Annotated in this window: 22 protein-coding genes; 13 read left to right on the top strand and 9 right to left on the bottom strand. The window is 63.1% G+C overall.

The features are described from left to right. Positions 1-2: 2 nt before the first annotated feature. Complete coding sequence (locus AC1D1B_RS01890) at positions 3-635, bottom strand: HAD family hydrolase (protein ID WP_477329014.1); 633 nt, start codon at positions 633-635, stop codon at positions 3-5. A gap of 222 nt (positions 636-857) precedes the next feature. On the opposite strand from AC1D1B_RS01890, the gene AC1D1B_RS01895 reads away from it, so the two are divergent. Further along, entirely contained in the window at positions 858-1814 is a 957-nt protein-coding gene (locus AC1D1B_RS01895; RefSeq protein ID WP_477329015.1) for a sugar-binding transcriptional regulator, read from the top strand. Positions 1815-1836: 22 nt separating this feature from the next. Here the strand turns inward: AC1D1B_RS01895 and AC1D1B_RS01900 are convergent, their stop codons facing one another. Further along, positions 1837-2022, bottom strand: coding sequence for a hypothetical protein (locus AC1D1B_RS01900; protein WP_181056574.1), 186 nt, complete (start codon positions 2020-2022; stop codon positions 1837-1839). Positions 2023-2132: 110 nt separating this feature from the next. Between AC1D1B_RS01900 and gcvA the strand changes: the two genes are divergently transcribed. The 10 genes from gcvA to AC1D1B_RS01950 all read left to right on the top strand — a co-directional run bounded on the left by gcvA (position 2133) and on the right by AC1D1B_RS01950 (position 12635). Then, positions 2133-3041: a transcriptional regulator GcvA gene (gene gcvA / locus AC1D1B_RS01905; protein ID WP_477329016.1), complete on the top strand. Its 909-nt coding sequence runs from the start codon at positions 2133-2135 to the stop codon at positions 3039-3041. Between the two features lie 230 nt (positions 3042-3271). Next, positions 3272-3502 (top strand): hypothetical protein, encoded by a 231-nt coding sequence (locus tag AC1D1B_RS01910; protein ID WP_477329017.1) that lies wholly within the window; start codon positions 3272-3274, stop codon positions 3500-3502. A gap of 236 nt (positions 3503-3738) precedes the next feature. Continuing rightward, complete coding sequence (locus AC1D1B_RS01915) at positions 3739-5049, top strand: ABC transporter substrate-binding protein (RefSeq protein ID WP_477329018.1); 1311 nt, start codon at positions 3739-3741, stop codon at positions 5047-5049. 119 nt (positions 5050-5168) lie between these two features. After that, positions 5169-6041 (top strand): carbohydrate ABC transporter permease, encoded by an 873-nt coding sequence (locus AC1D1B_RS01920; protein ID WP_477259385.1) that lies wholly within the window; start codon positions 5169-5171, stop codon positions 6039-6041. Positions 6042-6052: 11 nt separating this feature from the next. Beyond that, on the top strand, positions 6053-6877 hold the full coding sequence (locus tag AC1D1B_RS01925) for a carbohydrate ABC transporter permease (protein ID WP_477329019.1): 825 nt from the start codon (positions 6053-6055) through the stop codon (positions 6875-6877). A gap of 51 nt (positions 6878-6928) precedes the next feature. Further along, positions 6929-7933: an ABC transporter ATP-binding protein gene (locus tag AC1D1B_RS01930; protein WP_477329020.1), complete on the top strand. Its 1005-nt coding sequence runs from the start codon at positions 6929-6931 to the stop codon at positions 7931-7933. Continuing rightward, positions 7930-8700, top strand: coding sequence for an L-iditol 2-dehydrogenase (locus AC1D1B_RS01935; RefSeq protein ID WP_477329021.1), 771 nt, complete (start codon positions 7930-7932; stop codon positions 8698-8700). Before AC1D1B_RS01930 ends, AC1D1B_RS01935 begins: the two co-directional genes overlap by 4 nt. A gap of 178 nt (positions 8701-8878) precedes the next feature. Beyond that, positions 8879-10357, top strand: a complete 1479-nt coding sequence (locus AC1D1B_RS01940; protein ID WP_477329022.1) for a mannitol dehydrogenase family protein — start codon at positions 8879-8881, stop codon at positions 10355-10357. 11 nt (positions 10358-10368) lie between these two features. Further along, on the top strand, positions 10369-11052 hold the full coding sequence (locus AC1D1B_RS01945; RefSeq protein WP_477329023.1) for an HAD family hydrolase: 684 nt from the start codon (positions 10369-10371) through the stop codon (positions 11050-11052). Beyond that, complete coding sequence (locus tag AC1D1B_RS01950; protein WP_477329024.1) at positions 11049-12635, top strand: FGGY-family carbohydrate kinase; 1587 nt, start codon at positions 11049-11051, stop codon at positions 12633-12635. Before AC1D1B_RS01945 ends, AC1D1B_RS01950 begins: the two co-directional genes overlap by 4 nt. Here AC1D1B_RS01950 and AC1D1B_RS01955 read toward each other — a convergent pair. The 7 genes from AC1D1B_RS01955 to AC1D1B_RS01985 form a co-directional block, all read right to left on the bottom strand. Next, positions 12632-13726: an ABC transporter ATP-binding protein gene (locus AC1D1B_RS01955; RefSeq protein ID WP_477329025.1), complete on the bottom strand. Its 1095-nt coding sequence runs from the start codon at positions 13724-13726 to the stop codon at positions 12632-12634. The genes AC1D1B_RS01950 and AC1D1B_RS01955 overlap by 4 nt on opposite strands. A gap of 2 nt (positions 13727-13728) precedes the next feature. Continuing rightward, positions 13729-14775 (bottom strand): NAD(P)-dependent alcohol dehydrogenase, encoded by a 1047-nt coding sequence (locus tag AC1D1B_RS01960; RefSeq protein ID WP_477329026.1) that lies wholly within the window; start codon positions 14773-14775, stop codon positions 13729-13731. A 15-nt stretch (positions 14776-14790) separates the two neighbouring features. Beyond that, positions 14791-15603, bottom strand: a complete 813-nt coding sequence (locus AC1D1B_RS01965) for a carbohydrate ABC transporter permease (protein ID WP_477329027.1) — start codon at positions 15601-15603, stop codon at positions 14791-14793. Beyond that, positions 15600-16466, bottom strand: coding sequence for a carbohydrate ABC transporter permease (locus tag AC1D1B_RS01970; protein ID WP_477329028.1), 867 nt, complete (start codon positions 16464-16466; stop codon positions 15600-15602). The genes AC1D1B_RS01965 and AC1D1B_RS01970 overlap by 4 nt, the downstream gene beginning before the upstream one ends. A 103-nt stretch (positions 16467-16569) precedes the next feature. Next, positions 16570-17841, bottom strand: coding sequence for an ABC transporter substrate-binding protein (locus tag AC1D1B_RS01975; protein WP_477329029.1), 1272 nt, complete (start codon positions 17839-17841; stop codon positions 16570-16572). A 230-nt stretch (positions 17842-18071) separates the two neighbouring features. Then, positions 18072-18989 carry an AraC family transcriptional regulator gene (locus tag AC1D1B_RS01980; RefSeq protein ID WP_477329030.1) on the bottom strand — a complete coding sequence of 306 codons (918 nt, stop codon included), beginning with the start codon at positions 18987-18989 and terminating at the stop codon, positions 18072-18074. Positions 18990-19084: 95 nt separating this feature from the next. Further along, on the bottom strand, positions 19085-19897 hold the full coding sequence (locus tag AC1D1B_RS01985) for a helix-turn-helix transcriptional regulator (RefSeq protein WP_477329031.1): 813 nt from the start codon (positions 19895-19897) through the stop codon (positions 19085-19087). A 113-nt stretch (positions 19898-20010) separates the two neighbouring features. On the opposite strand from AC1D1B_RS01985, the gene AC1D1B_RS01990 reads away from it, so the two are divergent. Continuing rightward, the gene (locus AC1D1B_RS01990) at positions 20011-21147 is read left to right on the top strand and encodes an ABC transporter ATP-binding protein (RefSeq protein WP_477329032.1); all 1137 of its coding nucleotides are present in this window, start codon (positions 20011-20013) and stop codon (positions 21145-21147) included. Continuing rightward, positions 21128-22291, top strand: coding sequence for an ABC transporter substrate-binding protein (locus tag AC1D1B_RS01995; protein WP_477329033.1), 1164 nt, complete (start codon positions 21128-21130; stop codon positions 22289-22291). The genes AC1D1B_RS01990 and AC1D1B_RS01995 overlap by 20 nt, the downstream gene beginning before the upstream one ends.

The following is a 22291-nucleotide window of genomic DNA, read 5'->3' on the forward strand; positions in this document are numbered from 1 at the left end:
CTCTAGAGCCCGAGCTCTTTGCGCAACTCTTCCGCGCTGTTGATAACAACAGCGCCCGGCGGTCCTTCCATCGGCGCTTCCGGCCAGAAGATCGTCCGCATCCCTGCGGCCAGGCCGGATGTGGCGCCGGTGACGCTGTCGTCGACCGCCACCGCATCTGAGGGATCGACGCCGGCGAGCCACGCGGCACGCAGGAAGGGCTCGGGATGCGGCTTGCCCTCGCGCACATCGTTGCGGCTGATCGTGCGCATGCCGGGATAGATCAGGCCGACGGCGCTCAGATTGGCATCGACGATCACCCTGTCGGAATTGGACACCACCGCCTGCTGCACGCCAAGCGCGCGCAATGCGTTGAACACTTCGATTGCGCCGGGGCGTGGCTTCAGCGTCTCGGCCATCGGCATGTAGTGATCGTATTTGCGCACGATCCAGTCGTCGAAGGGCAGGTCGAGGCCGAAGTCGCTGCGCAGCATGTCGTAGACCGGTCCGGCGGCGACGCCCAGCACCCGCTCATGCAGGTCGACCGGCGGCGCGATGCCGACGCTGCGCAGCGCCGCCACCAGGGCGGCCTCATGGAGCGGCTCGCTGTCGACCAGCGTGCCGTCCATATCCCAGAAAACCGCTTTCGGCGTCATGCGAGGCTCCTTTTGCCGATCCCCTTAAAGCGTTTGTACCGGGAGATAAACCGCCGAACCGGTTCGTCGGCGATTTTGGCTGGGGCGATTGCCTCGCTGCAGTCATACCGACGCAGCAAGCAATTGCCCTTCGCATAGACAATTGCGCGCCGGCGCATTCCCTGCAAGACTATGACGCTTCGCCCAAGGGGCGGGCCAAAGGGGCAGGGCTGGAGGCAGACTTTGAATTCGCGGCAGGACGGCGGCAGCAACAGGCTGGACGAGGCGGCGCGCGCCGGCTGGCTTTATTATGTTGCCGGCAATACGCAGGACCAGATCGCCACCACGCTCGGCATTTCCCGGCAGACGGCGCAGCGGCTGGTATCGCTCGCGGTGTCGGAAGGGCTGATCAAGGTGCGCGTCGATCACCCGATCGCCAATTGCCTCGATCTTGCCGCGCGGCTGAGGTCGCGCTTCGCGCTCGATCTGGTCGAAGTGGTGCCGAGCGACCCGACCTCGTCCTCGACCACGATCGGCATTGCCGAGGCGGCGGCGGCCGAGATCGAGCGGCGGCTCAGATCGCCGACGCCGATCGTCATGGCCATCGGCACCGGCCGCACGCTGAAGGCGGCGATCGAGCAGTTGCCGCCAATGGAATGCTCGCAGCACAAGGTGGTGTCCTTGACCGGCAACATCTCGCCCGACGGTTCGGCCGCCTTCTACAACGTCATCTTCACCATGGCCGACAGGGTCAAGGCGCGCTCGTTCCCGATGCCGCTGCCGGTCATCGCCTCGTCGCCGGAAGAGCGCGAAATGCTGCTTGCCCAGCCGATGATCCAGCCGACGCTGGCGCTGGCGGCGGAAGCCGACGTCACCTTTGTCGGCATCGGCGATCTCGGTCCGAAGGCGCCGCTCTACGAGGACGGCTTCATCTCGGAAAGTGAATTGAAGGCGCTGCAAAAGGCCGGCGGCGTTGCCGAGATCGTCGGCTGGGTGTTCGACCGGGAAGGCCGCATGATCGAGGGCATCACCAACGACCGGGTGTCGTCGGCCGCTTTGCCGTCACGCGAAAAGTCGCTGGTCATTGCGCTCGCCATGGGCGAGCGCAAATTGCCGGGCATTCTGGCTGCGGTGAACCGGCGGCTGGTCAATGGCCTCATCACCGACGAGCGAACCGCCACGGCCCTGCTCGACGCCTGAGCTAGCGATAAAATCGGCACGGCTATTTATGCCGCCCGCAAACGTCGTTGCCATCGAGGAAACCCATGTCGCGCTGCAGGTGTGGCGACAGGTCCCTGACGTCGACATAACCGCGCCGACGGCTCAAAAGCTGGGAAAATTCGTGCGTCAGCACGGAAAACCAGCTCTGTGCCGGGCTCGAATGGAGCTTTTGCTGTACCGTGGTCATGATCTTCAGCCTCCGCTATGCTTGAACTGGATTGATCGTCGACACCAAATATCGGTCTGATTGGCTCCTGCTTCCAATCAAACGTCGATCATGACCCATAAGGAGGGCTTATGCCCGAACTCAAGGCACCACAGCTCGCCCAACTGCCGCCGCTGCAGGCTATCAGGGTGTTCGAAGCCGTCGCGCGGCATCTCTCCTTCACCAAGGCTGCGGAGGAGCTGGGCATGACCCAGGCCGCCGCCAGCTACCAGATCAAGCTCCTGGAGGAGCGCATCGGTTCGCCGCTGTTCCTGCGCCAGCCGCGCCAGATCGTGCTGACCGAACCCGGGCAGCGACTGGCGCCCGCCGTCAGCGAGGCGTTCAGCCTGCTCAGCAGCGCCTACTCCGCCGCGCGTGGGGGCGCCGATGGCGTGCTTTGCGTGTCGACGCTGCTGACCTTCGCCTCGAACTGGCTGGCGCAGCATCTCGGCTCCTTCCAGCTCTCGCATCCGTCGCTGGCGGTGCGCGTCGATACGTCGAACAGGGTCATCGATTTCGCCCGCGAGGACATGGACATCGCCATCCGCTCCGGCAGCGGCAAATGGCCTGGAGTGGAAACTCATCTTTTGTTCAAGGCCGATTTCACGCCGGTGCTCAGCCCGGCACTCGCGGCCACTATCGGTGGCGTCCACGAGCCGGCCGATCTGTTCAAACTGCCTATTCTCGATCCCACTGACATCTGGTGGCGGGAATGGTTCGCCCTTGCCGGTGTGCCGGCGGATGAACTTGCCAACCGCACCGGCACCAGCATGGGCGCGCAGGCCTATGAGGCGAATGCGGCAATCGCCGGCCATGGCGTGGCGATCCTGACCACGGCGCTGTTCAAGAATGAGCTCGCCGCCGGCCGCCTCATACAGCCCTTCGACCTGGTCGGCGACGACGGCCATGCCTATTGGCTGGTCTATCCGACGGCGCGCCGCAACGTGCCGAAGATAAAGGCCTTCCGCGACTGGATTCTGGCCGAGATCGCCTGCGCTTAAGGCCCGAGCGATTCGCGGAATGATTCCGGGAGTGAACTCTGCAAGGTCGAGTCACAGATCCACGAAAGCTTCGCTTTTCGGGGACAAGCAGGCTATCGGGCAGCCCGGTTAACCAAGCCTGAGAAAAACACTGTCGATATCGCTTGTCTGGCTTGGGCTCGTGCTTGTGGCCGCCCAATTGAACGGGATCAATCCCGTACAAGTTGAAAACAGGACCGATCAGCGGGCTGATGAAAGTCTATCGCGTCGAAGAAATCGAAAACAACACCGTGCGTGTGACGCACGCGATCGAAGCATTCACGCCGTTTCAAGCTGCCATAAAGGCGATCGGCCGCGAAGTTAGGCTGCACAAGGACGAATCCAACAGGATCCGGGTGACGGAAACGCTGACCCGAGCCAAGAAAACCCGCGATGGCAGGGTTTTCGAATATTGTGTCGGAAGCTACCCGGCCCACGGCTGAGGCTTGGCCCTAGCTCCATGATCGATGGGGCTGCGATGGCTGGCATCAAGCCGCCCTGATGTTCGCGCCCCGACGGGCTACCCCTCTAATCCATCCAATATTCTCTCTCCGCCCGACCCCGGGCACGCTCTCCCGTGCTGCGCTGCAGCATCGAATCCGGCTTGACATAATTAACACCTAGTGAGTAATTGCTCAGTACCAAGGCAAATGCTCATCTTGGTTCATGGGAGGAATTGATGAAACTTCGCACGCTCACTCTGGGCTTGTTGTCGGCCAGCGCTCTCGCTTTCGCCGCGCATGCCGAATCCATCACCATCGCCACTGTCAACAATGGCGATATGGTCCGCATGCAGAAGCTGACGGACGACTTCACCAAGGCTAACCCCGACATCACGCTCAACTGGGTCACGCTCGAAGAGAACGTGCTGCGCGAGCGCGTCACCACCGACATCGCCACCAAGGGTGGCCAGTATGACGTGATGACCATCGGCACCTATGAGGTTCCGATCTGGGCCAAGCAGAGCTGGCTGCTGCCGCTCGACAAGCTCGGCGACGATTATGACGCCAAGGACATCATCCCGGCCATCGCCGGCGGCCTGTCGGTCGACGGCAAGCTCTATGCAGCGCCCTTCTACGGCGAAAGCTCCTTCGTCATGTACCGCAAGGACCTGATGGAGAAGGCAGGGCTGACCATGCCCGACGCCCCGACCTGGGACTTCATCAGGCAGGCCGCCGACAAGATGACCGACCGCGCCAATGGCGTGAACGGCGTCTGCCTGCGCGGCAAGGCCGGCTGGGGCGAGAACATGGCCTTCCTGACCGCCATGTCGAACTCCTTCGGCGCCCGCTGGTTCGACGAGAACTGGAAGCCGCAGTTCGATCAGCCGGAATGGAAGAGCACGCTGCAGTTCTATGTCGACCTGATGAAGGCCGACGGTCCGGAGGGCGCCTCCTCCAACGGCTTCAACGAAAACCTCGCGCTGTTCCAGCAGGGCAAGTGCGGCATGTGGATCGACGCCACTGTCGCTGCCTCCTTCGTCTCCGACCCGAAGAACTCGACCGTCGCCGACAAGGTTGGCTACGCACTGGCTCCCGACAATGGTCTGGGCAAGCGCGGCAATTGGCTGTGGGCCTGGTCGCTGGCCATTCCCGCTGGCACGCAGAAGGCTGATGCTGCCGAGAAGTTCGTCTCCTGGGCGACCTCTAAGCACTATGCCGAGCTCGTTGCGGCGAAGGAAGGCTGGGCCAACGTTCCTCCGGGCACGCGCTCCTCGCTCTACGCCAATGCCGAGTATCAGAAGGCGGCTCCGTTCGCCAAGATGACGCTGGACTCCATCAACGCTGCCGACCCGACGCATCCGACCGTCAAGCCGGTGCCCTATGTCGGCGTCCAGTTCGTCGCCATCCCTGAGTTCCAGGGCCTTGGCACCACGGTCGGCCAGCTCTTCTCGGCCGCACTCGCCGGCCAGTCGAGCGTCGACGATGCCCTCAAGCAGGCCCAGGACGCTGCCACCGCGGCAATGACCGAAGGCGGTTATATCAAGTAAGGCTCCTCCCGGTGCCGACTGCCGGCCGCCCTCCTGGCCGGCAACGGCCGCCCGAATCCCAGTTCGGGCGGCCCCTTTCACACACTTGAAAATTTGGCTGACCTTGAAGGGTGACCGTCATGGCTACTCAGCAGACCCGTTCGCTTGCCCGTTTCATGATGGCGCCATCCGTGGTGCTGCTGTTCGTCTGGATGATCGTGCCGCTGGTCATCACCCTGTGGTTCTCCTTCCAGCAGTACAATCCGCTCAATCCGGTCCGCGACGGGTTCGTCGGCTTCTCCAACTACGCGTTGTTCTATTCCAACCCGGCATTCCTGCAGTCGATCCTCAATACGCTTGTCCTGGTGGGCAGCGTGCTGCTGATCACCGTCATCGGCGGCATTATGCTGGCGCTTTTGATCGATCAGCCGATGTGGGGACAGGGGATCGTGCGCATCCTCGTCATCTCACCGTTCTTCGTCATGCCGCCGGTGGCGGCACTTGTCTGGAAGAACATGATCATGCACCCGCAATACGGCGTCTTTGCCGACATTGCGCGCTTCTTCGGGGCTCAACCGATCGACTGGTTCGGGCAGCATCCGATGATGGCGATCATCATCATCGTCGCCTGGCAATGGCTACCCTTCGCCACCCTGATCCTTTTGACCGCGCTGCAGTCGCTCGACGGTGAGCAGAAGGAAGCCGCCGAGATGGACGGCGCCGGCTTCGTCAGCCGGTTCATCTATCTGACGCTGCCGCACATGTCGCGCGCCATCACCGTCGTTATCCTGATCCAGACCATCTTCCTGCTGTCGGTCTATGCCGAGATCCTGGTCACCACCAATGGCGGCCCCGGCTACGCCTCCACCAACCTGCCCTTCCTCGTCTACCAGAAGGCATTGCTGGAGTTCAAAATCGGCCAGGCATCCGCTGGCGGTGTCATCGCCGTCATTCTCGCCAACATCGTCGCCTTCTTCGCCATGCGCGCAGTCGGCAAGAACCTGGACAAGTAAGGGAGGATACGATGGCACGTGCAGTCACCACCCAACACAAGGTCATTGCGACAGGCGCCGCCTGGATCGTCGCGCTGCTGATCTTCTTCCCGATCCTCTATACGATCATCACCTCGTTCAAGTCGGAGCAGGAGGCGATCCAGGGCTTCGCTCTGATCCCGTCGGGGACGTTCGAGAGCTATACCGAGGTTCAGGCGCAGAGCGGCTACTTCAAGTTCTTCTTCAACTCGGTGCTGCTCTCGGTCGGCTCGACCATCCTGGCCCTGATCGTTGCGGTTCCGGCCGCCTGGTCGATGGCTTTCTCGCCGGGCAAATGGACCAAGGACATCCTGATGTGGATGCTCTCGACTAAGATGATGCCGGCGGTGGCGGTGCTGTTCCCGATCTACCTGATCTTCCGCGACACCGGCCTGCTCGACAGCCGCATCGGCCTGATGGTCATGCTGATGCTGATCAACCTGCCGATCGTGATCTGGATGCTCTATACCTACTTCCGCGAAATCCCCGGCGAAATCCTCGAAGCAGCGCGAATGGACGGCGCCACGCTGTGGGGCGAGATCGTCTATGTGCTGACCCCGATGGCGGTGCCGGGCATTGCTTCGACCATGCTGCTCAACATCATCCTGGCATGGAACGAAGCGTTCTGGACCATCCGTCTGACCACCACCGAGGCGGCGCCGCTGACGGCCTTCATCAGTTCGTTCTCAAGCCCGCAAGGCCTGTTCTGGGCCAAGCTTTCGGCGGCCTCGACGCTGGCGATCGCCCCCATCCTGATCATGGGCTGGTTCAGCCAGAAGCAACTTGTGCGCGGTCTGACATTCGGAGCCGTGAAGTAACCGAAATTGCCTGAAGCAACCGGCAGACATAACCCCTCGGGGAGGAAAACCATGGGAAACATCACGCTCAAGAACGTCTCCAAGCATTTCGGATCGACGGTCATCATTCCGGGTCTCGACCTGGTCATCGAGAATGGCGAGTTCGTCGTCTTCGTAGGCCCGTCGGGTTGCGGCAAGTCCACGCTGCTGCGCCTTATCGCCGGTCTCGAGGACACTAGCGGCGGCACCATCAACATCGATGGCCGCGACGTCACCGGCGAGGCGCCGGCCAAGCGCAAGCTGGCCATGGTGTTCCAGTCCTATGCGCTCTACCCGCATATGACGGTGGCCAAGAACATCGGCTTCCCCTTGAAGATGGCCGGCGAGGATGTGGCGACGATCGACAAGAAGGTGAAGGACGCGGCGCGCGTGCTGAACCTCACCAACTATCTCGAGCGCCGGCCCGGGCAGCTCTCCGGCGGCCAGCGCCAGCGTGTCGCCATCGGCCGCGCCATCGTGCGCCAGCCCTCGGCGTTCCTGTTCGACGAACCGCTGTCCAACCTTGATGCCGCACTGCGCGGCACCATGCGGCTGGAGATCAGCGAGCTGCACCATCAGCTCAAGACGACGATGGTCTACGTCACCCATGACCAGATCGAAGCCATGACCATGGCCGACAAGATCGTCGTGCTCAACGCCGGCAACATCGAACAGGTCGGCTCGCCGATGGAGCTCTACAAGTCGCCGAAGAACCTGTTCGTGGCCGGCTTCATCGGTTCGCCGAAGATGAACCTGATCGAAGGCGCGCCGGCCGCCAAATACAACGCCAAGACCATCGGCATCCGTCCCGAGCACATGAACATCTCGACCACGGCGGGCGACTGGAAAGCCCTTGTCGGCGTTGCCGAACATCTGGGATCCGACACTTTCCTGCACGTCCAGGCTGACGGCGTCGGGTCGCTGACCGTGCGCGCCGATGGCGAAATGCCTGTTCGTCACGGCGACACCATTTACCTCACGCCCGACAAGGTCCGGATGCATCGCTTCGGCCCCGACGGAAAGGCGCTGACGCAGTGAGGCTGAAAGGCAAATCGGCGCTGATCACCGGCTCCGCGCGCGGCATCGGCAGGGCTTTTGCCGAAGCCTATACGCGCGAGGGTGCTGTGGTCGCGATCGGCGACATCAATCTGGAGGCCGCGGAAAAGACGGCCTCACAGATTGGCGGCGGCGCCTATGCCGTGAAGCTGGACGTCACCAATCTTGCCTCGATTGAATCCGCGGTGGGTGCTGTCGAGAAAAAGACCGGTGGGCTGGACATACTGATCAACAACGCCGCTTTGTTCGACCTGGCGCCGATCGTCGAGATCAGCAAGGCGAGCTACGACAAATTGTTTTCGGTCAACGTCGCCGGCACTTTGTTCATGCTTCAGGCAGCGGCACGTTCGATGATCGCAAGGGGCAAGGGCGGCAGGATCATCAACATCGCGAGCCAGGCCGGACGGCGCGGCGAGCCGCTGGTCGCCGTCTACTGCGCCACCAAGGCTGCGGTCATTTCGCTCACCCAATCGGCTGGGCTCGACCTGATCAAGCACCGCATCAACGTCAATGGCATCGCGCCGGGCGTCGTCGACAGCGATATGTGGGATGAGGTCGATGCGCTGTTCGCCAAATACGAGAACCGGCCGAAGGGCGAGAAGAAGCGACTGGTCGGCGAAAGCGTGCCTTACGGCCGCATGGGCAAGGCCGAAGACCTGACCGGCATGGCCGTGTTCCTGGCCAGCGACGATGCCGAATACATCGTCGCCCAGACCTACAATGTCGATGGCGGCCAATGGATGAGTTGATACGGATGAGTTGAGGGGGGAGGCGCCCCTATCCCTTTCCTCCGGGGGAGAACGGCGTCGCGGGGCGGGGCGGCATGAATGCCAAAGGGCACGTGCCGCCCACGCACTCCCGCCTGAAGGGTTGAGGGCGGAATTGTCAGGCCGGCAACGGGTAAGCACCGGCAAAAGGGTAAAGCAGATGACCGTGAAACTCTCTTCCTCCATCCTCGCCAAGCTCCCCGCCAAGGTCGCCGGTCCGAAATACGACCGCGCAAAGCTCAAGCCTGGTATCGTCCATTTCGGCGTCGGCAATTTCCACCGCTCGCACCAGGCCGTCTACCTCGACGACCTATTCAATGCGGGCATTGGCCATGACTGGGCACTGGTCGGCGCCGGTGTCTTCGAGGGCGAAAAAATCGGCCGCACCAAGCTGCAGGAGCAGGACTGGCTGACCACCGTGGTCGAGCAGGATTCCGACCATATGAGCGCCCGCGTCACCGGCGTCATGATCGACTTCCTGACGCCCGGCGATGCCGATGCCATCATCGACCAGCTTGCCGATCCGGCGATCAAGATCGTGTCGCTGACCATCACCGAAGGCGGCTACTTCATCGATCCGGCCTCCGGCAAGTTCAACCCGACCCATCCCGATATCGTCGCCGATGCGCAGGCAGGCACGATGCCGAAGACAGTGTTCGGCCTCATTCTCGCCGGGCTGATGCGCCGCCGCGCCGATGGCATCGTGCCATTCACCGTCATGTCTTGTGACAACATCCCCCACAACGGCCATGTCACCTCCGACGGTGTCATTGGGCTGGCCCGGCTGATCGACGAGGATCTGGCGAATTGGGTGAGCGACAATGTCGCCTTTCCGAATGGCATGGTCGACCGCATCACGCCGGCCACCTCAGATCGCGAGCGCGGCATTCTGGCCACCGAATTCGACCTCGAGGACAACTGGCCGGTATTCTGCGAACCGTTCAAGCAATGGGTGCTGGAGGATCATTTCACCGACGGCCGCCCGCCGCTGGAAAAGGTCGGCGTCCAGTTCGTGAGGGATGTCGCCCCCTATGAGTTGATGAAGATCCGCATCCTCAATGGCGGCCATGCCACAATCGCCTATCCGGCCGGGCTGATGGACATCCATTTCGTCCATGAGGCGATGCAGGAGCCGCTGGTGCGCGGCTTCCTCGCCAAGCTCGAACATGACGAGATCATCCCGACCGTGCCGCCGGTGCCGGACACCGTGCTGGAAGACTACTATCAGCTCATCGAGCACCGCTTCTCCAACCCCAAGATCGGCGACACCATACGCCGGCTTTGCCTCGACGGCTCCAACCGGCAGCCGAAATTCATCATCCCGACTATCGCCGACCGGCTGAAAGCCGGAAAGAGCGTTGCAGGTCTCGCGCTCGAGTCGGCGCTGTGGTGCCGCTACTGTTTCGGCACGACCGACAGCGGCGCCGTCATCGAAGCCAACGACCCGAGCTGGGATCGGCTGCAGGCCACCGCCAAGGCGGCGAAGGACAAGCCCGGCGCCTGGCTTGCGATGGAGGACATCTACGGCGATGTCGGCCGCTCGGCACCGTTCGCCGAGGCCTTTGCCCATGCGCTCAACGTGTTGTGGGCGAATGGTGCGCGCGCGACGCTGACGCGCTACATCGCCGGCAAGCTCTGACGCGAGCCGCAATGACGCCCGAACTGGTCATCTTCGACTGTGACGGCGTGCTGGTCGACAGCGAGGCGCTCTCCGTCTCGGCCCTGCTCGGCATGATCTCCGCGGCCGGCGGCTCGGTCAGCGAGGATACCGCCTACGAGCATTTTCTCGGCAAGAGCATGAAGAGCGTGCGGGAAATCCTCGGCCGCGACTTCGCCATCGACATCACCGACGGCCATCTGACCGAAATGCGCGTCGAATTGATGCGCAAATTCCGCGAGGAGCTGAAGCCGATCCCCGGCATCAGGGAGGTCCTGCCGAAGCTGGGCGTACCTTGCTGCGTCGCCTCTTCCGGCACGCTGGACCGCATCCGCTATGCGCTGGACGTCACCGGTCTGCTCGACCTGCTCGAGCCGCATTTGTTCAGCGCCGCCATGGTCGCGCGCGGCAAGCCGGCGCCGGACCTTTTTCTGCATGCCGCCGCCTCGATGCGGGCCCATCCGCGCAATTGCATCGTCGTCGAGGACAGCCCGGCCGGCATTGCGGCGGCCCGCGCGGCCGGCATGCGCGTCTTTGCTTTCACCGGCGGTTCGCACGCCGGCAACCCGGCACTGAAAGCGCGGCTTGCGTCGAGTGAGCCGGACTTTATATTCGCTGACATGCTGCAATTGCCCGATCTGATTGCAGGCCTGGGAGCGAGAGTAAAAGCATCTTGACGAAAAGCTTCGTTTGCGCGGTCGATGTCGGCACCGGGAGCGCCCGCGCGGGCATTCTCGACACCACCGGCACCTTGCTCGGCCGCGCCGAGCATCCGATCGTCATGAACCAGCCGAAGGCCGATCACGCCGAGCACAATTCGCAGGATATCTGGTCGGCAGTGTGCATTGCCGTGCGCGCCGCGCGCGAAAAGGCTGGTGTCGAGGCACAAGATATTGTCGGCATCTCGTTCGACGCCACCTGCTCGCTGGTGGTGCTGAACAGGGATGGCGGCCAGCTCAGCGTCTCGGTGACCGGCGAACGGCGCTGGGACACCATCGTCTGGCTCGACCATCGCGCCATCGCCGAAGCCGACGAGTGCACCGCAAGCGGCCACGCCGTGCTCGATTATATCGGCGGCGTCATGTCGCCGGAAATGGCGACGCCGAAGCTGATGTGGCTGAAGCGCAATCTGCCCGGAACATGGCATGAAGCCGGCTATCTATTCGACCTCACCGACTTCCTGACCTGGAAGGCGACAGGATCGCTGGCGCGTTCGCAATGCACACTGACCGCCAAATGGACCTATCTGGCACATGAAGACACCGGCTGGCGGCGCGACTTCTTCGAGACCGTCGGGCTCAGCGACCTTTTCGAGCACGGCAACCTGCCGGAGAAGGCGAGTGCCGTCGGCGCCGATATCGGGACGCTCACGCCGGAAGCGGCCGCCGAGCTTGGTTTGACGGAAAACTGCCGGGTCGGGGCCGGCGTCATCGACGCCTATGCCGGCGCGCTTGGCGTGCTCGGCGGCTTTGCCGGCGACGAGCAGGATATCGGCCGCCATCTGGCGCTGATCGCCGGCACATCGTCCTGCGTCATGGCGATGTCGCCCGACCCGCAACCCTTTGCCGGGGTCTGGGGTCCATACTATGGCGCGGCACTTCCAAAACTCTGGCTGTCGGAAGGTGGCCAGTCGGCCACCGGCGCGCTGCTCGACCACATCATCCGCTGGCATGGCGCCGGCGGCGAGCCGGATGCGGCCATGCATGCGAAGATCGCAAGGCGCGTCGCCGAACTGCGTGCCACCGAGGGCGACCAGCTCGCCGCCAGGCTGCACGTGCTGCCGGATTTCCACGGCAACCGCTCGCCGCTGGCCGACCCGCACGCGGTCGGCGTGGTCAGCGGGCTGACGCTGGATTCCTCCTTCGACAGCCTGTGCAAACTCTATTGGCGCACCGCCGTCGGTATCGCGCTCGGCGTCCGCCATGTGCTGGAGGCGCTGAACGAGAACGGCTACCTCATCGACACGCTGCATGTCACCGGCGGCCACACCAAGAACCCGTTGCTGATGGAGCTCTATGCCGACGCCACCGGCTGCGCGGTGATCGAGCCACTGGCCGATGAAGCGGTGCTGCTCGGCACCGGCATGGTCGCCGCCACCGCCGCCGGACTGTTCCTGGACCTCAACGCCGCCTGCATCGCCATGCAGCAAGGCGGCCGGACGCGCGCCTCGAACCCGGCCGCGTCAGGCCGCTTCGACCGCGACTACAAGATTTTCCTTGAAATGCACCGCCAGCGGCAGGCGCTCGACGCAATCAGCTAGGCCTTCTCTCGTCTGCGCAAGGACGCGCCGGATGTCGCGTCGAACAGGTGGACGCTTTCCTCCTCGAACGTATAGCGCACAGGCGCGCGCAACGCCGGGCATTCGCGGGCCGGCACCAGCGCGCCTACTTCCTTGCCGCCGCAGGCGAAGGTCACCAGCGCGTCATTGCCGTGGAATTCGATGAGATCGGCCGCGCCTTGCAGAAGGTTGATGCTCCCCACGCCGCCGATCTTCAGGTCCGGAGGTCGAACCCCAAGCACCGCGCGATTGACGCCGCACAGATCGAAGCCCGAGCCTTCGATGGAGAATGTTGCCCCTGCACCTGTCAGCGCCCAGCGGTCGTCCTCCCGTTCGACGGTCACGTCGACGAAATTCATGTTCGGCGTGCCGATGAAGCCGGCCACAAACAGATTGGCCGGCTGGCGGTAGATCTCGGCCGGCGAGCCGATCTGTTCGATGACGCCATCCTTGAGCAGCACGATGCGGTCGGCCAGCGTCATCGCTTCGAGCTGATCGTGGGTCACATAGACAGTGGTGGTCTTCAGCGACTGGTGCAGGCGGGCAATCTCGACCCGCATATGGTTGCGCAGTTTGGCATCGAGATTGGACAGCGGTTCGTCGAACAGGAACACTTTCGGCGTCTTGATCATGGCGCGCGCAATCGCCACACGCTGCTGCTGGCCGCCGGACAGCGCGGTCGGCTTGCGGGCGAGGTAGGGTTCGAGGCCCAGCGTCCTGGCCACCGCCTCGACCCGCTTCTGGATCTCGGCCGCGGGCACCTTCTGCCGCTTGAGGCCAAAGGCGATGTTGTCGAAGATCGTCATATGCGGGTAGAGCGCATAGTTCTGGAACACCATGGCGATGCCACGGTCACCTGGCTCGAGATCGTTGACCACCTTGCCGCCGATCGACACCTCGCCGCCGCTGATATCCTCCAGCCCGGCCAGCATCCTCAACAAGGTCGACTTGCCGCAGCCGGACGGGCCGAGGAACACGACGAATTCGTGCTCCTCGATCGAGAGGTTGAGATCGCGGATGACGTTGGTGGCGCCGTAAGCCTTGTCGACATGGGAACAAATGATCGCGGACATGATCAGGCCTTCTCATCGGTGAGCAGGATTTGCAGCTTGACGTCTTGCGGGTTGCCCTGGGCCGCCCGTTCGAATGCCGCGATGCTGTCCGAGAAATCATAGGTGCCGGTGATCAGCGGCTTGAGGTCGACCTTCCCCGAGGCGATCAGCTGCAGCGCGCGGTCGAAGATGTTGGCGTAGCGGAACACCGTCTCGATGCGCACTTCCTTGGAGATCGCCGCCGGAACGTTGAGGCTGACCGGCTCGACCGGCAGCCCGACCAGCACCACCGCGCCGCCCGGCCGCACGACATCGAACAGGTTGGCGAAAGCCTTCGGGCTGCCGCTCGCCTCGAACACGATGTCCGCGCCCCAATTGTCGGTCGCCGCAGCGACGGCGTCGACCAGCGATTGCTCGCCGATATTGACCGGGACGATGCCGGCATATTGCGCGGCGATCTCGAGCTTGGGCGCGGAAAAATCCGAGATCAGCACTTTCGAGCAGCCGCCGGCAAGGGCGGCAAGCGCGATCATGATGCCGATCGGCCCGCAGCCGACGACAACGGCGACATCGCCAGGCACGATGCGGGCGCGGCTGGCCGCCTGCATGCCGATGGCGAAGGGTTCCACCATCGCGCCTTCGGCAAAGGAGACATTGTCCGGCAGTCTGTAGGTGAAGGCGGCCGGGTGTACCGCATAGGGCGCAAGCACGCCATGCACCGGCGGCGTCGCCCAGAAGGTGACGTCAGGATCGACATTGTAGATGCCGAGCCTTGTCGCGCGCGACGACAGGTTCGGCACGCCCGGCTCCATGCAGACACGGTCGCCGACCTTGAACGTCTCGACATTGGTGCCGACCTCGACGACCGTCCCCGCGGCCTCATGGCCGAGGACCATCGGCGCCCGCACGACATAGCTGCCGATGGCGCCGTGCGTGTAATAGTGCACGTCGCTGCCGCAGACGCCGACCGTGTGGATGGCGATTTTGACGTCGTCCGGACCGACGTCGAGCGGCAGCGCGATCTCGCGCAGCGACAGTTCGCCTTTTTTCTCAAGCACCAGTGCCCGCATCGGGAAGTCCTCGCATCAAGTCTTTTTTTGCCGGAAAACGGAATTCAGGAAGCCGCTGAGCACGCCGAGGAAGAGTAGCGGCGGCAGCGACAACAGCACGACCGAGGCATTGAGGATTCCCCACGGCACATTCATGCCTTGCTGGGAGAGTTCAGACGCGACGATCGGCAAGGTCTTGGCGTTGGAGCTCGACAGCATCAGCGCGATCAGGAATTCGTTCCAGACCAGCACGAAGCTGAAGGCGACGGCGCCGATCAGCGAGCGCGCCGCAACCGGCAGCGCGATCCGCCAGAACACCGAATAGGCGCCATAGCCGTCGACGAAGGCGGCTTCCTCGATCTCCTTCGGAACCGCCTGGAAAGCGGGAATGGCGAGCCACATGATCACCGAAATGGTGAGCAGCGAATAGGTGACGATCAGCGCCGGCAACGTGTCGTAAAGACCGATCTGCAGCCAGATCACCATCAGCGGAATGGCGACCGCCACCGGCGGCAGGAAGCGCAGCGACAAAACGAAGAACTGGATGTCGCCGGCCCAACGGTTGGGGTAGCGCGCCACCGCATAGGCTGCCGGCAGGCCGAGCACGACGCCGATCAGCACCGCACAGCCGCAAGCGATGACCGAGTTGTAGAGCCCGGTCATGACGCTGTCGCGGCCGATGATGTAGCTGATGTTGTCGAACGTCGGCGAAAACACCAGGCGCGGCACGCGGGTGATGATGTCGACATTGTTCTTCAGCGAATTGAGCGCGGTCCAGGCGAGCGGAAACACTGCCATGAAGCCGGCAAATGCCAGGATGGTCTTGCCGATGAGGCGGCCCGTTCTCATGCCTGCACCCGCTTCCACAGCATGGTGAAGGTGATGACGGTGGCGATCATCATCAGCACAGCCATGGCCGAGGCGTAGGACACCTTGCCGGACTCGATAAAGCCTTGCGAGAAGGCGTACATGTCGAGCGTCTCGGTCGCCACGCCCGGCCCGCCCCGCGTCATCACATAGATCAGGTCGAAGGAGCGCAGCGATTCGATCATCTTGACGAACATCAGGCTGATCAGCGGCGCCTTCAGCATCGGCAAGGTCACATAGGCATGGATCTGCCAGCGTTTGGCATGGTCGAGCCGCGCCGCCTCGATCGGCTGCGGCGGCAAGGTCTCCAGGAGCTTCAGCACAATGACGGCGAAGAACAGCCCCCACTGCCAGACATCGACCGAGGCGACGGCAAACAAAGCCGTCGACGGCTTGGACAGCGGATCGAAGATCAGCCCACCGGTGATCAGCCGGTAGGGGTAGGTGGCGATGCCGTAGAGCGGATGGTAGGCGAACTTCCACACGAAGGCGGCCGAGACGCGCGGCAACAGTACCGGGATGATGAACAGCAGGCAGTAGATGTTGCGCAGCCGCGGCGACGCCACTTCGAACATCAGCACGCCGAGCCCGATCGCCACCACCATCGTCGCCACGACGGTGACGACCTCCCACTTAATCGACACCCAGACGGCGTTCAGGAAACGCCGGTCGAGGAACAGATCGTTGAAGTTCGACAGCCAGACCCAGGAATAGTCCGACGAGCTTAGTTCGCGGTTCTGCAGGGCGATGACGATGGCGTAGAGCGTCGGCACCATCGACAGCACCAGGAGAATGGCGAGCGTCGGAACGAGAAACGTCACGGGCAGGGAAGAGCGTCGGCGCATTGCCTATCCTCGGGCTGTGCCTTTCGGGAATGCGGGAGACCCGCGGCGCACAGGTCCCGGCATCCAGTCGAATGCCGTGGACCGCGCGCCGCGGGCGGGAGGATTACTTCTTTTTCACCAGCTCGTTGGCGTAGGCCTCGAGCTCATCGAGGCCGCCTTTGACGTCGGTGCGTGTGCCGGTGACCAGCTCTTCCAGGATGATGCCCCAGCGGTCGCCGAGATCGGGCCAGCGCGGATCCTGCCAGAAGTTGACCGCCGTCACCTTGCCGGTCTCGGCAAGCGCCTGGCCTAGATCGGCGCCGTAAATGTCGGCGAATTCCTTGCTGGACAGGATGCTGGTGCGGTTGAGTTCGCCGAACTGATGCGCGTCGAGCCGGCGCTTTTCATTCTCCTTCGACGTCGCCCAGGCGATGAACAGGCCGGCGCATGCCTTCGAGGCGTCATCGGCGTTGGCCTTGGCAGCAATGGCGAGACCATGACCGTAGCCGCCGCCGGTCAGTGGCGAAGGCGGTGGCAGGAAGCCGATCTTGCCGACCACCTGCGAGGTCTTGGGATCGACCGCCATGCCCGACAGCGGCGTCGATTCGACGAGGATGGCGACCTGGCCCGACAGGAACGCGCCGGTCGATTCATCCCAGCTGCCGGTCTGCGTGCCGGGCGCCGAATCCTTGAACAACTTGAGGTACGTCTCGGTCGCCTTGACGGCGGCCTCGGAATTGAAAGCCGGCTTGTCGCCGTCGAACCATTGGCCGCCATAGGCCTTGAAGAACGGCATCCAGCGCCAGACATTGGCGCCCGAGCCACGCGCGCCGCGCAGCGCAATGCCATACATGCCCTTGTCCGGGTCGGTCAGCTTCGGCACGTCGGCGATCAGTTCGTCCAGCGTCTTCGGCGGCTGGATGCCTGCGGCTTCCAGCACATCCTTGCGGTAGACCATCAGGTCGCCGCCGCCGGTCAGCGGCGCGAACCAGACCTTGCCGTCATAGGTAGCGACCTTCTGCCGGCCCGGGTCGAAATCGGCATAGTCATAGTCAGCCGGATAATAATCGGTCAGCGGCACGATCCATTTCGACGAGGCGAACAGCGCAACGTTGGCTTCGTCGACATAGTAGACGTTGTAATTGCCGACGGTGGACGCATCGGCGCGCGACTTTGCCCGGCGGTCGTTCTCGTTGAGATAGTCGATCTGGAAGCTGGCGCCGGCCAGTTTCTGGAATTCGTCCTTGGACTCTTCCAGCAGCGTCAGGCCGTCACGCGGCTGCGCCAGCACCTTGACCGGCGCCGAGCAGACCGGCGCCGCCAGCGCCATGGTCGAGAGGGTGGTGGTGAGCATGAAAGCTGCGCTTAAGCTCGCAGCGAGCCGAATTGGTTTCATTGATTTTCTCCTCCAGGAACAGTCGCAGGAAGCGGACGTCCTCGGATTGCGCGATCCTCGCCATCGCCCGAGCGACAAGCCACCCGTAGCCAAAATGAGGAGTTGCTAAAGGCCGCGCTAGAAGCCTCGGTGCAGAAGACCTGTACTTTTATGCATTGTGCGGTGCGAAAGCCGGCCCGCCAGAACGGCCTTCGTCACATGAGTACCGATGGGACGAAGAAGGGCCGAGTTCAGGCGCGCAGCGTCAGCCGTTGCCGCGACAGCTTACGGTAGGATGACGGCGTCATCCTATGCTTGCGCAGGAAGGCGCGGTTGAAGTTGGAAATGTTCATATAGCCCACCTGGAAGCAGATGTCGGTGATCGGAATATCGGTGTCGGCGAGCAGCTTGCAGGCCTGCCAGAGCCGGAGCTTGGCGATGTGGTCGCTGAAACTGTTGCCGGTGTTTTTCTGGAAGAAGCGCGAAAACGTGCTTTCGCTCATCCCGGCCAGTTCCGCCACCTCCGGCAGCTTCAGGTCCTCGGCAAAATGCTGGAACAGATAGGTCAGCGTGCGCTGGATGATATCCAGCGAGGTTGCATCGAGGGCGGGTGAGAAATCCGGTGACGACAACAGCTCGCATTCGTCGGTCCTGGCCAGCAGATCCACCAATTCGAGGAACAGGCAGAGCCGGGCGAGCCCGTGCACCGTGCCCATCCGTTCCATCAGCGCCGCGCCATCGAGCGCTGCGCGACCATGAAAGACGATGCCGCGCAGCGACCGCTCCAGAAACGGCTCAAGTTCGCGCAGCTCCGGCAGCAACCCGGCCGAGCCGCGCAGCCTTTCGGGATCGAACTGCAGAACGATGTCGCGGCCCTCGATCAACTCGCCGGGTTGCACCGCCGTCACCCAGTCATGTGGCAGCCCGCCGCCGACGATGGTCAGGTAGCCCGGCCCGAATTCGCCGATGTGATCGCCGACCAGCACCACACCGGAAGACTTCCGCAGGAGATGGATTTCGTATTCCGGATGAAAATTCCAGACATTGCGCTCCCAGGGATAGTCGTCGAGCCGCCACAGGAAACTGTCGCTCGCCTCGGTGACGATGTGCTCGAAGGCAGGCACCGTGCGCGGGATCGCGGCCGTGTTCTTTCTGCGCCTGAATGCCATCGTCTGCTCTCCGGGCGAAATCCGGATGCGGTCCGGTCTCGGCTCGTTCCTAGCAGTCTGTCGCCGGCAAGTGAACGATGTCTACCTTCGCGATTTCAACGCCGGCTCTCGATGATCTCGATGAAACGGGCGAACAGCCCGGCCTGGGATTTGATACCGAGTTTGCGGTGGATGTTGCGGCGGTGAACCTTCACGGTTCCCGGCACGATGCGCATGGCCCTCGCGATCGACTCTGTGGAATGCCCCTGCAGCACCAGATCGACGACATGCTTTTCGCGCGGGGTCAGCGACAGGCTCTCCCAGATGTGGGCGCGGTCGAATTCGTTGACCGCGGCGATCGTATCATCATCCTGTTTTGCTTCGTCCGGCTCGTCGGCCGCAAGTGCGGGCCAGCGCAACCGGGCGAAACCGATCACCGCCGGCGCCATGTCGCGCAGCAGCCTGGCATCGGCGGTGCCGAAGGGCCCCGAGGCCTGCAATCGCATCAGCGACAGCACCAGCGCATCCTTGCCGGGCAATGGCACGAAGAAACCGACCTCCTCGGCGAGCCTTGTCTGGCTGTAGTAAGTGCGAAAATACTCGCTGGCATAGAAGCGGTCGGGCGCCAGTTCGCGCATGCGCCAGAACCCCTCCTTGCGCTCGACCGCCGCGTGATGAAACGGGTCGAGCAGATAAGGCCCTTCTTGATAGAGCGTGACGAAGACATGGCTCTCGGCAGGCGAGAAGGTTTCGAACAGCAGCGGCGGTCGCGAGGCACCGCGATAGCCGAAGATCACGCAGTGGTCGAAGCTGACATGCTGCCTCACCCAGCCGACCATTGCCTGGCCGAACAGGTCACCGCTGGTCTCTCGCGTTGCCGCGACAAGCGCAGCGAGTTGGCTGTATTCGTCGCTGCGGGACGCACTCAAGCTATACCCCCTTAAACGAGAAAATAGATCAGATATACCACCTGAGAGGTATATACTAGCCGCCATTGGCTCTGGTAGCGTCCTGAAATAGCCCTGTTGCTGGAGCCAGCACTTTGACCGCAGTGCCCGACATCGAGTTTCGCGGCGTCACCAAGCGCTATGGCGCGGTGACCGCTGTCAGCGGCATCGATCTGACCGTCCCTCCGTCCGCCTTTGTCGCCCTTCTCGGACCGTCCGGCTGCGGCAAGACGACATGTCTGCGCATGATCGGCGGTTTCGAGCAGCCGAGCGAAGGCCAGGTGTTCATCCGCGGCCGGGACATGGCCGGCACGCCGCCCTATCGCCGGCCGGTCAACATGGTGTTCCAGCAATACGCGCTGTTTCCGCACCTCGATGTGGAAGCCAATGTGTCTTACGGACTGCGCCAGGCACGGCCGCGCCTGTCGTCGCAGGAAATCGGTCGCCGCGCCGGCGAGGCGCTCGAAATGGTGCGGCTCGCCGGTTATGGCGGCCGCAAGATCCACGAACTCTCCGGCGGCCAGCAGCAGCGCGTCGCACTGGCGCGCGCGCTGGTGAACAAGCCGGCGGTGCTGCTGCTCGATGAGCCGTTGGCGGCGCTCGACAAGAAGCTGCGCACCGACATGCAGATCGAGCTGCAGAACCTGCAGCGTGAGATCGGCATCACCTTCGTGCTGGTCACCCACGACCAGGAGGAAGCGCTGTCGATGAGCGACTTCGTCTGCGTCATGAATGGCGGCCGCATCGTCCAGTTGGGGCAGCCGAGCGAGATCTATGACGAGCCGGCCGACCTGTTCGTCGCCGATTTCGTCGGCAAGACCAATCTGTTGAGCGGCAAGGTGGCCGGGCACACAGGCGACCTGGTGAATGTGGCGCTCGCCGACGGAACCGTCATTGCCGCGCGCAAGCGAACCGCCTTGCAGCAGGGCGAGACCGTTTCAGTCAGCCTGCGCCCTGAATCGCTAAGCCTCGGCGCCACGGAAGGCAGCCCGTTCAAGGGCATCGTGCGCAACCGGATTTTTCTGGGCTCGACCGCGGAATACGCCATCGAGGTCCAGGGCATCGGAACGCTGCTGGCCAAGGCCGACCATGTGATCGGCCATGGCAATCTCTTCAAGCCGGGTGAACCCGTCGCCATCGGCTTTGCCTCCGGGACGCCGCTGGCGTTTCCGGAGAACAAGAACAACGGGACCAACCAGAGGGTAGCAAAAAATGTCGAAATCATATCGTGACGGACTGCCGATAAGCCCTGAGAACTTCGTCGACCAACTGATGCGCTTGAAGCGTGGCTCGATCGGCCGCCGCGATTTCCTCGGCCTCACCGGCCTGGGCATCGCGACCGCGGTGATGGCGCGCGAAATCGGCATCATGCCGACGCCGGCCTTTGCCGCCGAAAGCCTTGGCGACCGCATGTCGATCGCCACCTGGCCGAACTACCATGACCCGCAGACCTTCGAGAATTTCAAGAAGGACACCGGCGTCGCCGTCGAGGTCAACGTGTTCGGCTCCAATGAGGAAATGCTGGCCAAGCTGCAGGCCGGCGCCTCGGGCTGGAGCCTGTTCGTGCCGACCAATTACACGATCTCGACCTACAAGAAGCTCGGCATCATCGATCCGCTCGATATGGCGAAGTTGCCGAATTTCGACGGCTCGCAGGAGGACCCACGCTTCACCTCGGAAGGCACGATCGACGGCACGACCTATGCTGTGCCGAAGAACTGGGGCACGACGGGCTTCGCCGTCAACACCAAGAAGCTGGCCAAGCCGATGACGAGCTGGAAGGAATTCTGGGATGTCGCCATGGCTGAGGGCGATGGCCGCACCATGGTGCACGACTATCAGCTGACCACCATCGGCAACGCGCTGAAATATTACGGCTACTCCTTCAACTCGCTGAAGCAGGACGAACTTGCCAAGGCCGAGGAACTGCTGCTCAAGGTCAAGCCGCATCTGTTCGCGGTCTCTTCGGACTATCAGCCGGGAATGCGGGCGGGCGACGCCTGGATGACCATGTGCTGGACGAACGACGGCGCGCAGCTGCACCGCGATATTCCAGAGATCGCCTATGTGCTGGGCAAGGAGGGCGGCGAAATCTGGACCGATTTCTACGCCATCCCGAAGGACGCGCCGAACAAGCCGGCCGGCTATGCCTTGCTCAACTATCTGATGACCCCTGAGGTCGCGGTGAAGGAGCATCTGGCCAACGGTGCGCCCTCGACCGATGCGCGCGTCAACAAGCTGCTGCCCAAGGAAGTGCTGGACAATCCGATCCTCTATCCGGCGGCCGACCTGTTGACGCCGCTTGAGTTCGGCGCGGCGGCAACGCTGACCGATCCGGGCCGCGCCGAGCTGATGGCCCGCTTCAAGTCGGCTTGA

This window comes from Mesorhizobium sp. P2_C5_2 (assembly GCF_056404535.1).